14 protein-coding genes are annotated in these 13,372 nt (G+C 69.7%); 6 read left to right on the top strand and 8 right to left on the bottom strand.

Annotated elements, in window-relative coordinates; all coding sequences use genetic code 11:
- The first annotated feature begins 26 nt into the window (after positions 1-26).
- Both ABZ824_RS28965 and ABZ824_RS28960 read left to right on the top strand, forming a co-directional pair.
- A complete protein-coding gene (locus ABZ824_RS28965) occupies positions 27-608 on the top strand; it encodes an esterase (RefSeq protein ID WP_356966749.1) in 582 nt (193 codons plus the stop codon).
- A 100-nt stretch (positions 609-708) separates the two neighbouring features.
- Complete coding sequence (locus ABZ824_RS28960) at positions 709-1,566, top strand: acyl-ACP desaturase (RefSeq protein WP_355078608.1); 858 nt, start codon at positions 709-711, stop codon at positions 1,564-1,566.
- A 79-nt stretch (positions 1,567-1,645) separates the two neighbouring features.
- Here the strand turns inward: ABZ824_RS28960 and ABZ824_RS28955 are convergent, their stop codons facing one another.
- Positions 1,646-3,049, bottom strand: coding sequence for a class II fumarate hydratase (locus ABZ824_RS28955; RefSeq protein ID WP_356966747.1), 1,404 nt, complete (start codon positions 3,047-3,049; stop codon positions 1,646-1,648).
- A 421-nt stretch (positions 3,050-3,470) separates the two neighbouring features.
- On the bottom strand, positions 3,471-4,514 hold the full coding sequence (gene glpX, locus ABZ824_RS28950; RefSeq protein ID WP_356966745.1) for a class II fructose-bisphosphatase: 1,044 nt from the start codon (positions 4,512-4,514) through the stop codon (positions 3,471-3,473).
- A 127-nt stretch (positions 4,515-4,641) separates the two neighbouring features.
- Here glpX and ABZ824_RS28945 point away from each other — a divergent pair, with 127 nt between their 5' ends.
- A complete protein-coding gene (locus ABZ824_RS28945) occupies positions 4,642-5,208 on the top strand; it encodes a DUF4245 domain-containing protein (protein ID WP_356966743.1) in 567 nt (188 codons plus the stop codon).
- Positions 5,209-5,397: 189 nt separating this feature from the next.
- Entirely contained in the window at positions 5,398-5,895 is a 498-nt protein-coding gene (locus ABZ824_RS28940; protein ID WP_356966741.1) for a GNAT family N-acetyltransferase, read from the top strand.
- Between the two features lie 18 nt (positions 5,896-5,913).
- Here ABZ824_RS28940 and ABZ824_RS28935 read toward each other — a convergent pair whose 3' ends face one another.
- The 4 genes from ABZ824_RS28935 to ABZ824_RS28920 form a co-directional block, all read right to left on the bottom strand.
- Complete coding sequence (locus tag ABZ824_RS28935) at positions 5,914-6,258, bottom strand: VOC family protein (protein WP_355078613.1); 345 nt, start codon at positions 6,256-6,258, stop codon at positions 5,914-5,916.
- The gene (locus ABZ824_RS28930) at positions 6,255-6,461 is read right to left on the bottom strand and encodes an exodeoxyribonuclease VII small subunit (protein WP_355078662.1); all 207 of its coding nucleotides are present in this window, start codon (positions 6,459-6,461) and stop codon (positions 6,255-6,257) included. The genes ABZ824_RS28935 and ABZ824_RS28930 overlap by 4 nt, the downstream gene beginning before the upstream one ends.
- A 70-nt stretch (positions 6,462-6,531) precedes the next feature.
- On the bottom strand, positions 6,532-7,755 hold the full coding sequence (gene xseA / locus ABZ824_RS28925; protein WP_356966858.1) for an exodeoxyribonuclease VII large subunit: 1,224 nt from the start codon (positions 7,753-7,755) through the stop codon (positions 6,532-6,534).
- A gap of 95 nt (positions 7,756-7,850) precedes the next feature.
- Positions 7,851-8,504, bottom strand: coding sequence for a lipid droplet-associated protein (locus ABZ824_RS28920; protein ID WP_356966739.1), 654 nt, complete (start codon positions 8,502-8,504; stop codon positions 7,851-7,853).
- 251 nt (positions 8,505-8,755) lie between these two features.
- Here ABZ824_RS28920 and ABZ824_RS28915 point away from each other — a divergent pair, with 251 nt between their 5' ends.
- Complete coding sequence (locus tag ABZ824_RS28915; protein ID WP_355078615.1) at positions 8,756-9,766, top strand: 4-hydroxy-3-methylbut-2-enyl diphosphate reductase; 1,011 nt, start codon at positions 8,756-8,758, stop codon at positions 9,764-9,766.
- Positions 9,767-9,823: 57 nt separating this feature from the next.
- Here the strand turns inward: ABZ824_RS28915 and ABZ824_RS28910 are convergent, their stop codons facing one another.
- Together ABZ824_RS28910 and ABZ824_RS28905 are read right to left on the bottom strand one after the other, a co-directional pair.
- A complete protein-coding gene (locus ABZ824_RS28910) occupies positions 9,824-10,684 on the bottom strand; it encodes a DUF6542 domain-containing protein (RefSeq protein WP_356966737.1) in 861 nt (286 codons plus the stop codon).
- A gap of 58 nt (positions 10,685-10,742) precedes the next feature.
- Entirely contained in the window at positions 10,743-11,888 is a 1,146-nt protein-coding gene (locus tag ABZ824_RS28905; protein ID WP_356966735.1) for a DNA recombination protein RmuC, read from the bottom strand.
- Positions 11,889-12,195: 307 nt separating this feature from the next.
- Between ABZ824_RS28905 and ABZ824_RS28900 the strand changes: the two genes are divergently transcribed.
- Complete coding sequence (locus ABZ824_RS28900) at positions 12,196-13,371, top strand: exonuclease SbcCD subunit D (protein ID WP_356966734.1); 1,176 nt, start codon at positions 12,196-12,198, stop codon at positions 13,369-13,371.
- Position 13,372: the final 1 nt, after the last annotated feature.

Below are 13,372 nucleotides of genomic sequence, written 5' to 3'. Positions count from 1 at the left end.
CGGCAGCCCACAGCGAGAGGATGGACATGCACCACTTCGCTCGACGAACGGCTGGATTCACCGCAGTACTCGCCGCGGCAGGGCTGGTCCTGGCCGGCTGCGGCGGCGACGACAACAAAGACAACGGCGCCAAGACCGGTATGGCCAGCATGACCGGTATGGTCACCTCGATCGCGAGCCCCACCACCACCGCCGGGATGACCACGCACACCGGCGCCAGCCCGACGACCACGGGCGCGGCCGAGGCGACGACCAAGATCGCGACCCCGGCGGGGGAGATCGCCGTCTCCGGCGCCATCTACGACAAGTATGTGCAGCTCGGCGGCCCGACCGGTCCGCTCGGCGCACCGCTGCAGGCCGAAGAGGACGCACCCGACGAGGGGCACTACCAGGACTTCACGGGCGGCACGATCTACGAACCCAAGGAGGGCGAAGCGCACGTCGTCTGGGGTGAGATCCGCAAGGCCTGGGAAGACAACGGCGGCGCGCAGGGACAGCTCGGCTACCCGATCAGCGACGAGAAGGACATCCCCGGCGGCAAGCAGAGCGACTTCACCGGCGGCACCATCACCTGGGTGAACGGTACTATCACGGTCACGCCGAAGTAGGAACCAGATACTCGGCGTCCGGGATCGCGGTGTGGTCTCGGTTGCCTGTGAATCCCATCCATCCGCCCCGCTCCGCGGGCCAAGCCGCTAGGTTATCTCGGTGCAAACTCTCCTGACCGATCGCGAATTGCTCGAATCGCTCGCGGTGGACGTAGAACTGCTGCTGCGTAAGCACGTGGACGCCGCCGATGGGTGGCAGCCGCACGATTTCGTGCCGTGGGACGACGGGCGCAACTTCGCCTTCCTCGGCGGTACCGACTGGGCGGCGGAGCAGTCCGAGCTCGGCGAAACCGCCAAGCTGGCGTTGACCGTTTCGGTGCTGATCGCCGACAACCTGCCCTCGTATCACCGCGAGATCGGCAAATACCTGCGCACCGGCGCGTGGTGGCGCTGGGTCGGCCGCTGGACGGCCGAGGAGAACCGCCACGAGATCACCATCCGCAACTACCTCATGGTGACCAGGTCCGTCGATCCGGTGGAGCTGGAGCGGCTGCGCATGGAGCACATGACCAAGGGTTTCCGCCGCCCGGCGATGCACTTGCTCGACGTGCTGGCGACCTGCGCGTTCGAAGAGGCCGCCAGCGCGATCCGGCACCGCAACATCGCGGCGCTCGAGGAGAACCCCCTGGTCACCGCCATCGCCGAGCGCATCGCGCTGGACGACGAACTGCAGTCGGTGTTCTTCGCCGACCTGGTCTCCGCCGCGCTCGATCTGGCGCCGGACCAGACCGTGCGGGCCATCGCCGACCGGGTCGCGGGCTTCGAGGTCCCGACGGTGACGTTGCCGGACGGCCGCGACAGCGATGTGGTGCTCGCCGAGGCGGGCATCTACGACCGCGCCAAGGAGGGTGAGTTGGTGTTCGCCCCACTGCTGAAGCGGTGGAACATCTTCACTCGCACCGATTTCGGTCCGGAAGGGGAGCAGGCGCGCGAGGAGCTCGCGCACTTGCGCGACTGATCCGCATCCCCGGGCGCAGCGCACGAACGCCACCTCGACAGCCTTCCGGCTACCGAGGTGGCGTTCGTTTCGGCGCGGGTCAGTCCTGCTCCTTCACCTTCGCCATGGCGAGCACGTCGAGGCGGCGGTCGAGTTCCTCCTCGGTCAGCTTCTCGTCCAGCAGGCCGCGGTCGATGACCGTCTGGCGGATGGTCTTCTTCTCCCGCAGCGCTTCCTTCGCGACCGCCGCCGCCTCCTCGTAGCCGATCGCCGAGTTCAGGGGCGTCACGATCGAAGGCGACGACTCGGCGAGCGTGCGCAGGTGCTCGACATTGGCGACCAGGCCGCGCACGCACTTGTCGGCGAACAGCCGGGAGACGTTGGCCAGCAGGCGGATCGACTCCAGCAGGTTGCGCGCCATCACCGGGATGTACACGTTCAGCTCGAATGCACCGTTCGCGCCCGCGAACGCCACCGCGGCATCGTTGCCGATCACCTGCGCGCCCACCTGGGTCACCGCCTCGGGCAGCACCGGGTTCACTTTGCCGGGCATGATCGAGCTGCCCGGTTGCAGATCCGGCAGCTGGATTTCGGCCAGGCCGGTGAGCGGCCCCGAGCCCATCCAGCGAATGTCGTTGGCGATCTTGGTCAGGCTCACCGCGATCGTGCGGAGCGCGCCGGACGCCTCGACCAGACCGTCGCGCGCGGCCTGCGCCTCGAAGTGGTCCTCGGCCTCGCGCAGCGCATCGATGTCGGTGGCGCGCACGAGTTCCGTGACGACCTTCGCGCCGAAACCCTCGGGCGCGTTCAGCCCGGTGCCGACCGCCGTGCCGCCGATGGGCAGCTCGCCGAGCCGCGGGAGCGTGGCCATGATGCGGTCGATGCCCGCGGCGATCTGCCGGGTGTAGCCGCCGAACTCCTGGCCGAGGGTCACCGGGACGGCGTCCATCAGGTGCGTGCGGCCGGACTTCACCACGGTGCGCCATTCCGTCGACTTGTCCAGCAGCGCCAGCCGCAGATGCTCCAGCGCGGGAACCAGATCGGTGATGACCGCTTCGGTGGCGGCGAGATGCGTTGCGGTGGGGAAGGTGTCGTTGGACGACTGGGACATGTTCACGTCGTCGTTCGGGTGGACGGTGACGCCCTTCGCCTTGGCGAGCGAGGCGATCACCTCGTTGGCGTTCATGTTCGAGCTGGTGCCGGAACCGGTTTGGAACACGTCGATCGGGAACTGATCGTCGTGTTCGCCACGCGCGATCTCGTTCGCCGCGGCGATGATGGCATCGGCCTTCACGGGATCGAGCAGCCCCAGGTCGCGGTTGACCGTGGCACACGCGGCCTTCAGCAAGCCGAGCGCGCGAATCTGCGCCCGCTCCAAGCCGCGTCCGCTGATCGGGAAGTTCTCCACGGCCCGCTGGGTCTGCGCCCGCCACAAAGCGTCCACCGGAACCCGGACCTCGCCCATGGTGTCGTGCTCGATGCGGTACTGCGTCTCCTCGCTCATGATCCCGACCCTATGCCGCGGCAGCGGCCCGTGGGGCAGCCACGCCTGAGGTCATTCGCACACCTCGGCAGGCCTTCGCTCGGGAATACGAACTGTTGTCCGGTTCCCCGCCCCACACGGCTCAAAGCTGTGTCCCCGTCCCGAACATGCGGGTACATGCGGTCCGCAAGAGGCGCACGAAGCGACGGGTGGAGGCTGCCGGGGGGCCATCAGCGGCGCGCATCGGGTGCTGCCGGTTTCCAACCTGCAGGACCACCGACCCCAGCCCCCGATTTCGAGCGAAGCGAGACCGAGCATGCGCCGTTCGCGGCCCGGCTCGCGTTTGCGCGGCCACCGCGTCCGCGACGAAGTCGCCAGCGGTGGTCGCGCAAACGCGAGCCACAAGGGGGCCGCGAACACCAGCGCCGGAGGCGCTGCAAAATTACGGCAGCGGCGGGACCGCGTGTTCGTCGCCGATGAAATCGACCGAGGAGTATTCGCGCAGCTTGGTCAGGCGGTGGTAGGCGTCGATCATGCGGACCGTGCCGGACTTCGAGCGCATCACGATCGACTGGGTGGACGCGCCGCCGCCGTAGTAGCGCACGCCGCGCAGCAGGTCGCCGTCGGTCACGCCGGTGGCGCAGAAGAACACGTTCTCACCGGAGACGAGGTCCTCGGTGGTCAGTACGCGGTCGAGGTCGTGGCCCGCGTCGATGGCCTTCTGCCGTTCCTCGTCGTCCTTGGGCGCGAGCATGCCTTGCAGCTCGCCGCCCATACAGCGCATCGCGGCCGCAGCGATGATGCCCTCCGGGGTGCCGCCGATGCCGACCAGGATGTCGGTGCCGGAGTCGGGGCGGGCGGCGGCGATCGCGCCCGCGACGTCGCCGTCGGAGATCAGGCGGATGCGGGCGCCCGCGTCACGCACCTGCTGGATGAGCTCGGCGTGCCGGGGGCGATCCAGGATGCAGACGGTCAGGTCGGACTTCGCGGAATTCTTGGCCTTGGCGACCCGGCTGATGTTCTCCGCGATCGGGGCCGAGATATCGATCACGTGGGCAGCGTCGGGGCCTACGGCGATCTTGTGCATGTAGAACACCGCGGACGGGTCGAACATGGCGCCGCGTTCGGCGACCGCGAGCACCGAGATCGCGCCGGGCACGCCCTTGGACATCAGCGTGGTGCCGTCGATCGGGTCGACCGCGAAGTCCACTTCCGGGCCGGTGCCGTCGCCGACGGCCTCGCCGTTGTACAGCATGGGCGCCTCGTCCTTCTCGCCCTCGCCGATGACGACGATGCCGCGCATGGACACCGAGCTGACCAGCTGCCGCATGGCGTCGACGGCCGCGCCGTCGCCCCCCTCCTTGTCGCCGCGTCCGACCCACCGGCCCGCGGCCATCGCCCCTGCCTCGGTCACGCGGACCAGCTCGAGTGCGAGGTTGCGGTCGGGCGCCTCGCGGCGGCTAGGTGTGGGGGAAGTTGCCGTCATTGCGGGGCCTCCTGTGCGTCGGTACGTACCGGTCAATTGTCTCATTCGATGTGGCACGGCCGTACACCCCTGCTCGTGGTGTCGGGGTGCAGGGGGCGGCGTCGCCGCGCGAGTGGATACTGGGAGCGTGTCGTACCAAAAGCCGCGCATCTTGAACGACTACCGGGATCTGTTCTGGTCGTTGATCCCGTTGGTCCTGATTGCGCTGGTGTTCGCCGGGCTGGCCAGCCAATGCAGTTTCGCCGCGAACGGTCCGACGCAGGGTCAGATCCCGCATTTCGACGCGCGCGCCGCGCTCACCGCCGACGCTCGTTCCCTGCCGTTCCCCATCCGCAACCCGGACCTGCCCGCGGACTGGACGCCGAACTCCGGCAGTCGCGAGTCCATCGGCGGCAACGGGGGCGGGCCGGTCAGCACGGTCGGCTACATCACGCCGCAGGGCACCTACATGCGGTTCAGTCAGAGCAACGCGACCGAGGAGGCGCTCGCCAGGTTCGTGCTCGGGTCGCGCTACGCCAGTGGCACCGAGCAGGTCGGCGCGCAGAAATGGATCGTCTACGCCGAGCAGGGCTCGGAGACCGCGTGGATCGCCGACCTCGGCCAGTCCCGCGTGCTGATCACCGGCGCGGGCAACCAGGCGGCGTTCAGCACGCTCGCCCAGGCGATCACGGCGGCGCAACCGCTGAAGCCCTGAAATCCGCTTGTCTTCGGCGGCGCGCGTTCGTTAATTTTGCCGCGGCACGAGACACGTGCCGAACCGGTTTTCGGAGGTCGATGAATATGGCTGTCCTCAGCCGTCTTTCGCATGCCTTTCGCCGGTTCGCGCGCCACTGATTTTTCCGCGGACGCGGACCGGTCTCTCTTCGACGACCAGGAGTGTCACGTGTCTGTTTCCCTTTCCCCCGACCTGCGCACCGAACGGCTGATCCTGCGGTCGTGGACCGCCGGTGCGGCGGCCGCCGTGCTCGATGGCCGCCGTCACGCCGAGTGGGTGGCGGATTTCCCTGCCGACGGCGATCGCGTCATCGCGGGCTCGCTCGCGGCGCACCCGGACTGGCTCGGGCCGTTCGGGCACCGGCTCGTCGTCGAGCGCTCGACCGGGCTCGTCGTCGGATCGATCGGGCTGTTCTGGCCGCCCGCCGACGGTGCCCTGGAGCTCGGGTACGGCATCGTCGCCTCGCGGCGCGGTCGCGGGTACGCCACCGAGGCCACCGTCGCCCTCACGGCGCACGCGCTCACCGCACCCGGCGTTCGTGCGGTGCACGCCGAGGTGGAGCTGTCGAATCCGCCGTCGGCGCGGGTGCTGGAGAAGGCCGGATTCGAGCGGGTGAGCAGCGCGGACGGCGTCGCCCGGTTCCGCGCCGCGGCCGCATCGCGCTGACGAGGCCGGGGGCCGTCGTCAGCGGTGGCTCACCACGTTGACGATGGTCCCGCTGGGATCGCGGACGAAGAAGCGGCGCACGCCCCACGGCTCGTCGCGCAAGGAGTAGACGACCTCGGCGCCCGCGGCGGTCACCGCCGCGTGCACGGCGTCGACGTCGTCCACCTCCACGCTCATGTCCGGCTGGAGCTGTTCGGCGTCCGGGCCGACGAGCAGGACCTGCGCGGTCGGGTTGGACGGCGAGGCCATCGTCACGACCCAGCCCAGGTCCATCGCCTCGTGGAAGCCGAGCAGCCGGTAGAAGTCGCGGCTCGCGGCCAGGTCGGTGGTGCGGATGTCGGGCGTGGCGCGGCGGATGGTCACTCTTGCCGCTCCAGGTCGGTGCGGTGCAGCGCGTCCTCGACGCGCTTGCGCGCGCCCGCCAGATGTTCCTCACAGCGGTTGGCCAGCGCCTCGCCGCGCTCCCACAGGGCGAGGGATTCATCGAGGTCGAGGCCGCCCTGTTCGAGGATCTTGACGACGTTGACGAGTTCGTCGCGCGCGCGTTCGTAGCCGAAACCGGCGATCTCGGCGGCGTCGTCGGCCGGGTCGGCGCCCGTCCCGTCGGCTTCGGTGGACTTGCCGGACTGGGCCAAGTCAGTTCCTCCCTGTGTCGGTGTTCTTGGCGCCGAGGGCCTGGGTGCCGAGCGCGGCGGCCGTGACGGCCCCGTCGGCGACCCGGATGCGCAGCTGGCTGCCTGCGGGCGCGTCCTCGATCGAACGCACCACCTCGCGTTCCCGGCCGGTGACCCGCTGCACGACAGCGTAGCCACGGGCGAGTGTGGCGGCGGGGCCGACGGCGGTGAGTTTCTCGCGCAGATGCCTGGTGGCCGTGGCTTCGGTGCGGACGAAGTGCTCGGCGCAGCGGTGCGTGGCCGTGCGCAGGCGTTCGATCTCTTCCTGGCGGCGATCGATCTCGCGCAGCGGATCGGCCAGCACGGGTCGCGAACGCAGCTGGGCGAGCGCCTCGGTCTCCCGGTCGACCCAACCCCGCAACGCCGCGGCAGTGCGTTCGCGCAATTCCCGAATGCAGGCCAGTTCGGCGGCGGCGTCCGGGACGATCCGTTTGGCGGCGTCGGTCGGCGTGGCCGCGCGCAGATCGGCGACGAAGTCACTGAGCGGGTTGTCCGGTTCGTGGCCGATCGCGCTGACGATCGGCGTGGTCGCGGCAACGATGGCGCGGCAAAGCGCCTCGTCGGAGAACGGCAGCAGGTCTTCGACGCTGCCGCCGCCGCGCGCGAGCACGATCACCTCGACGTCCGGATGCCGATCGAGCTCCGCCAGCGCCGTCAGCATCTGCGATACCGCGGTCGGCCCTTGCACGGCGGTGTTGCGAATCTCGAAACGCACCGCGGGCCAGCGATTGCGAGCGACGCTCAGCACATCGCGCTCCGCGGCGCTGGCGCGTCCGGTGATGAGGCCGACGGTTCCGGGAAGGAACGGGATCGGACGCTTGAGCCGGGGATCGAACAGGCCCTCGGCGTCCAGCAGCGCCTTCAGCCGTTCGATGCGGGCCAGTAGTTCGCCGATGCCGACGGGGCGGATCTCCAGCACGCGCAGCGAGATCGTGCCGCGCCCGGTGAAGAAGGAGAGCTTGCCGTAGACGACCACCCGGCTGCCCTCTTGCAGGGGAATGGGGGATTTGCGGATCAGGTCGGGATCGCAGGTCACCGACAGCGACATGTCGGCGGACGGGTCGCGCAGCACCAGGAACGCGGTGCGGGTGCCGGGCCGGAGATTGATCTGGGTGATCTGGCCCTCCACCCAGATGCTGCCGAGCCGGTCGATCCACTGGGCGACCTTGATGGAGACCGAACGCACCGGCCACGGATGCTCGGCGGAGTTGGCCGGAGCGGCGGCGGGTTGGCCGGAGGTCTCCCGGCCGGCCGTCGGCGACGAGGGTGTCCGGGGTTCGGTCACTGGGCCTGCACAGTGGCGATCCGGTTCGTGAGCATGGTCACGAACGGCGCCCTGGCGCGGGTGTGCTGCTCGTACTCCAGCAGCGCGGTTAGGTCATCGATCGTCAGCAGGCGCAGGCGGGCGCGCAACTGGGCCAGGGTCATGTTGGCGTAGTCGTAGCGGGTGGCGACTTCCGGTTCGGCGATGACGGGCGCTTCCGCGACGGGTTCGGGATCGGTATCCGGGTCCGGCTCTTCGGCCGGTGGCTCGCCGATCGGCGTCACGGAGGCGACATGGCCGTTGGTCGCGCCCGCGCGGCTGTCGTCCGTGGCGAAGGGTTCGGGCGCGGGGAACGCGTCGGGATCATCGGCGGTGTAGAGGTCGAATCGGCTGGCGCGCAGCGTGCTGGGGCTCGGGTCGTCGGCGAGGTCCTCGTCGAAGGTGGCCCACTCCGGCTGCTCGACCGGGCGGTTGGACAAACGGTCGAAAACCGCGTCGCCTTTCAGGGCCAGACTGGTGACGAACTGCTGGACGTGCATCGTCGTCTGCAGCACCTGACTGATGGCCGTGATCGGGAAATTCATTGCCGCCGTGGGTAGCCGACGGGATTCCTCGAGGGCGTATACGGCCGCGCCTGCGGCGACCCGGGCCAGAAAGGGTGGTCGAAACATGGTCCTAGCCTGCCGGAAATGGTGTGTTATGCAAAGGAGGGGCGCGCGGTTCGGGTATTCGCGGGTCGGGGCCGGTCGGCGGGACCGCACTCATATCGCGGAAATGCGCGCGGGAACCCGGCGGGCCGTCCGAAACAATCGGCGCACCCGGTCGTAGACCCGGCCCACGATCCCGATCCGCGGGTTGCGGCGGAATGTGACGGGCAACTCCCGGACGTGGCGGGATCCCGGGCCGCACGTATCCTGTGGGCATGTCTTCGGCCATTCCCTTGAACGTCGGAATCGCCCGCTCGGCAGGTGCCGGAAGCGCCGTCGCCGATGGCGGAAAACGCGTGCTGCTCGCGGAGCCGCGCGGGTACTGCGCCGGCGTGGACCGGGCGGTCGAAACCGTCGAGAAGGCGCTGGAGAAGCACGGCGCGCCCATCTACGTGCGCAAGGAGATCGTGCACAACCGGCACGTCGTGGAGACGCTGCGCGACCGCGGTGTGATCTTCGTCGACGAGACCGACCAGGTCCCCGAGGGCGCGGTCGTCGTGTTCTCCGCGCACGGCGTGTCCCCCGCGGTGCACACGTCGGCCGCCGAGCGCAATCTGCACACCATCGATGCCACCTGCCCGCTGGTGACCAAGGTGCACCAGGAGGCGAAGCGGTTCGCCCGCGACGACTACGACATCCTGCTGATCGGTCACGAGGGCCACGAGGAGGTCGAGGGCACCGCGGGCGAGGCGCCCGAGCACGTCCAGCTGGTCGACGGGCCCGGCGCGGTGGACCAGGTCAGCGTGCGCGACGAGTCGAAGGTGATCTGGCTCTCGCAGACCACGTTGAGCGTGGACGAGACGATGGAGACGGTGCAGCGGCTGCGCGAGCGCTTCCCCGCTCTGCAGGACCCGCCGAGCGACGACATCTGCTACGCCACGCAGAACCGCCAGGTCGCGGTGAAGGCGATGGCTCCGGAATGCGATCTGGTGATCGTGGTCGGCTCGCGCAACTCGTCGAACTCGGTGCGCTTGGTGGAGGTGGCGCTCGGTGCGGGCGCCAAGGCCGCGTATCTGGTGGACTTCGCCCGCGAGATCGACCCGGCCTGGCTCGACGGCGTCCGCACGATCGGCATCACCTCGGGCGCGTCGGTGCCCGAGATCCTGGTCCGCGGTGTGCTGGACAGCCTGGCCGAGCACGGCTACGGCGACGTCCAGCCGGTCACCACGGCCAACGAAACCCTCGTCTTCGCCCTTCCCCGCGAACTGCGCGACGCCCGGCGCTGACGCCGGGCCCGCACCGAGCGTGCGGTATCCAGCTCCGACCGCACCGAGCGACCTCGCCTACAGATTCTCTGGCCTGCGCCGTTCCGGGCGGTTCGAATCGCGTTCGCGATAGCGCACATTGGGCTGGGGGTGCGGCGGCATCTCTCGGCGGCGGCCCGCGCCGCGCGGTGGTTCGGCTTCGGCCCGCGGCATGGCCCCGGTCGGGCGGGCAGGGCCCCGGGCGGGAGCCCGCCCTTCGCGCGGACGGGAGGGGGCGACGCGCGGCGGGGTATCGGCGACCTGCGCCGCGGGTCGGCGGGCCGGTCGGGGAGCAGGCTGTTCGGCATCGGCCGACTCCGGCTCGGCGGGCTCGTCCTTCGGGCGGCGGGTTCTTCGGCGCGCGGCGTCCGGCAGGCCACGGGAGGACCGGCCTGGCTTGGTCTTTTTCGCTGGTGACTTGCCCCAGCTGCCGCCACGGCGTGGCGCTTTGTCGCCCCCCTCTTCCCGGCGGTGCAGGTAGATCCGGGCGCCACCGATCAGCAGGACCACCACCGTGGCCAGCATCATGGTCGGGAACCGGTTCACCAGCGGGATCGCCAGGTTCAGCAGGATGTCCTTCATCGAGGTCGAGCCACGGCCGGTGAGCTGCTGATAGGCCAGCGGGACGGCGACGAAGAGCAGCAGTGGCGGCAGCACCATCGTGCTGAACAAGCCCCGGTAGCGAACGGCGGCGACGGCCGCCACACAGCCCACGATGTACAGCGCGGCGAACGTGCCGGTCAGCTCGGCACTGCCGCCGCTGGCATCGATCAGGAATCCCAGAAACGTGCAGGCAACCGCGATCAGGATCGCCGCGCCGACCGGGATCCCCGGCACCGACGGCAGGATCGAGCGTTGCGGCGCGGGCACCCGGGATCGCACACGTTCGGAAGCAGCCACGATATGCACATTAGTTGCCGCCGCTCTCGGCGGCGTGGCGGCACGGCCATAGTCCCGGTTACTCGCCCGCGTCGGCGAAGCTCACCGCGCGAGGCCGGGAATCCACACGCCCGATCTCGGGCACTTCCTGCTCGGCCATCTCGAGCTCGTGCAGTTTGCGCGCGGTGACCATCACTCGTGACTCCACCGAGGCCACCGTGTAATTGAAAGCCTCGACAGCTCTGCCGAGTTGCGCCCCCAGCCGGTCCAGATGTTTCCCCGTCATGCCGAGCCGCTGGTACAGCTCACGGCCGAGCCGCTGCACGGTGGCCATGTCCTTGGAGAGCGCCTCCTGCCGCCAGCCGAAGGCGATGGTGCGCAGCAACGCGATCAGGGTGGTCGGTGTAGCGAGGATCACATTACGGCCGAACGCGTACTCCAACAGCTCGGAGTCGGTGGTCAGGGCGGCGTCCAGGAACGGATCGCCGGGCACGAACAGCACCACGAATTCGGGTGCGGAGTCGAAGGCGGCCCAGTACGCCTTGTCCGACAGCTGGTCGACATGCGCGCGCAGATGTTTGGCGTGCCTGGTGAGCAGCTCGGCGCGCACGTCGGGGTCGTCGGAGCCGCAGGCGTCCAGGTAGGCGGCGAACGGCACCTTGGCGTCCACCACGATGTGCCTGCCGCCCGCCAGGCGCACCACCAGATCGGGTCGCACCGTGCGGTCGTCCTCGCCGTGGCCGGTGCGGCTCACCTGGGTCCGGAAATCGCAATGCCTGGTCATCCCGGCCAGCTCGACCACCCGCTCCAGTTGGATCTCGCCCCATCGTCCCCGTACTTGCGGCGCGCGCAGCGCCGCGACCAGCCGGCCGGTCTCCCCGGTGAGCTGATGCGACGTGCGCTGCATGCTCGCGACCTGTTCGCGCAGGCTCGAATACGCGGTGAGCCGCTGTCGCTCGACCTGCTGGATGTGCTCGTTCAGCGCTCCGACCGCCGCCCGCAGCGGTTCCACCAGCGCGCCCACGGCGTGCGAATGCCTTCGCGCGGCATCCTCGTTGGCCGCGGTGAGCGACTGCCGCAGCAGCCGTTCGTTGTCCGCCGCCGCGGTGAGCCGCGCCTGGGCCGCCGCCGCGCGATGCCCGTCCCGCGCGGCGCGACCCAGCCAGCCGAGGCCGAGACCGGCGGCGAACACCAGCACGAGGGCGACGAGCATCGGTGCGGTCATAGCGGAGATAGTGCCGTACGTCACCGACAAGAACGAGCATCTGGCAACTGCCCGGCATCGCGTCGGAAACCGGCTCGGCCAGTGCATTGCCGCATATTTCACATAGCTGTTCGGATTCTGGCATCCGGAATCGCCCACGTCGTGGGATTCGGGAGGCCAAGAGGTGCGTTAGGTTTCGGCTCGTCGCAGAACGGGATCCGCCGACTCGGACACGTCCGCTGGACACGCCGGGTTCCGGCTGGGCGAACCCGACACGGCGGGCGGGGCGATTGAAGTCTGTCGGTGCCTTGCCCTACGGTTTCGCGGCATGCGGATGCTGCACACCTCGGACTGGCACATCGGGCGCACGTTCCACGGGGTCGATCTGCTTGCCGACCAGGCTCGTTCACTGACCGCCATCGCGGAGCTGGTAGCCGAGGAATCGGTCGATGTGGTGCTGCTGCCGGGTGACGTGTACGACCGGTCGATTCCCAGCGCCGACGCGATCGAGGTGTGCAACCGGGGATTCGAGGCGATCCGCAGTGCGGGGGCGCGGATCGTAGCCACTTCGGGGAACCACGATTCGCCCGCTCGGCTGGGCGCCGGCGCGAGCTTCGCCGCCGCGGGCGGGCTGCATCTGCGCACCACCGTGGCCGACGCCGATCGGCCCGTGCTGCTGGAAGACGAGCACGGGCCGGTGGCGTTCTACGGCATCCCGTACTTGGAACCGGAGATCACCCGCGCGGAACTCGAAGTGCCGCAAGCGCGCTCGCACGCGGAGATCCTGGACGCGGCCATGGCTCGCGTACGTGCCGACATCGCGCGGCGGCCCGGGGTGCGGACGGTCGTGCTGGCGCACGCCTTCGTGGTCGGCGGGGAAGCCACCGGATCGGAGCGCTCCATCTCGGTCGGCGGCGTGGAGACGGTTCCGCTGGCCGCTTTCGACGGCATCGACTACGTGGCCCTCGGCCATTTGCATTCACCGCAGACGCTCGCGGAGGCGGTGCGCTACTCCGGCTCGCCGCTGCCGTATTCGTTCGGCGAGAACGCGCATCGCAAAGCGGTTTGGATCGTCGACTTGGATGCGTCCGGCCTGCGAGCGGTGCGCCGCCGGGACCTACCGACGGTGCGGGGCCTGAGCAAGCTGACCGGCACCCTGGACGAACTGCTGAGCGGCGCCGAGTATGGCACGGCCGAACAGCACTACGTGTCCGCGGTGCTCACCGACGTCGCCCGCCCGGTCGACGCCATGCGCAAGCTGCGCGAACGGTTCCCCTACGCGGTGCACGTCGAATGGGTGCGGCCCGAGGGCAGCCCGGACCTGCGCTACCGTGAGCGAGTGCACGGCCGCCGCGACATCGAAGTAGCCCACAGCTTCCTCACCGACGTCCGCGGCGCACCCAGCTCGAGCGAGATGACCTGGCTGGAGCGGGCGCTGTCCGCCGCCGTCGCCGAACCGGAGCAGGTGGCCACCGTGGCCGCCGCCGAGGAACTGACCGCATGAG

Origin of the sequence: Nocardia sp. NPDC047038, from assembly GCF_040644075.1 — a bacterium.
GTDB lineage: Bacteria > Actinomycetota > Actinomycetes > Mycobacteriales > Mycobacteriaceae > Nocardia > Nocardia sichangensis.
The sequence above is the reverse complement of the archived record's forward strand: the minus strand, read 5'-3'. Positions and strand labels throughout refer to the sequence as shown.

What these genes read in the sequence shown, in the direction of transcription:
- ABZ824_RS28965 (WP_356966749.1), top strand. Translation starts at nt 27, where the DNA reads ATGCACCACTTCGCTCGACGAACGGCTGGATTCACCGCAGTACTCGCC.
- ABZ824_RS28955 (WP_356966747.1), bottom strand. Translation starts at nt 3,049, where the DNA reads ATGAGCGAGGAGACGCAGTACCGCATCGAGCACGACACCATGGGCGAG.
- glpX (WP_356966745.1), bottom strand. Translation starts at nt 4,514, where the DNA reads ATGACGGCAACTTCCCCCACACCTAGCCGCCGCGAGGCGCCCGACCGC.
- ABZ824_RS28920 (WP_356966739.1), bottom strand. Translation starts at nt 8,504, where the DNA reads ATGTTTCGACCACCCTTTCTGGCCCGGGTCGCCGCAGGCGCGGCCGTA.
- ABZ824_RS28915 (WP_355078615.1), top strand. Translation starts at nt 8,756, where the DNA reads ATGTCTTCGGCCATTCCCTTGAACGTCGGAATCGCCCGCTCGGCAGGT.
- ABZ824_RS28905 (WP_356966735.1), bottom strand. Translation starts at nt 11,888, where the DNA reads ATGACCGCACCGATGCTCGTCGCCCTCGTGCTGGTGTTCGCCGCCGGT.
- ABZ824_RS28900 (WP_356966734.1), top strand. Translation starts at nt 12,196, where the DNA reads ATGCGGATGCTGCACACCTCGGACTGGCACATCGGGCGCACGTTCCAC.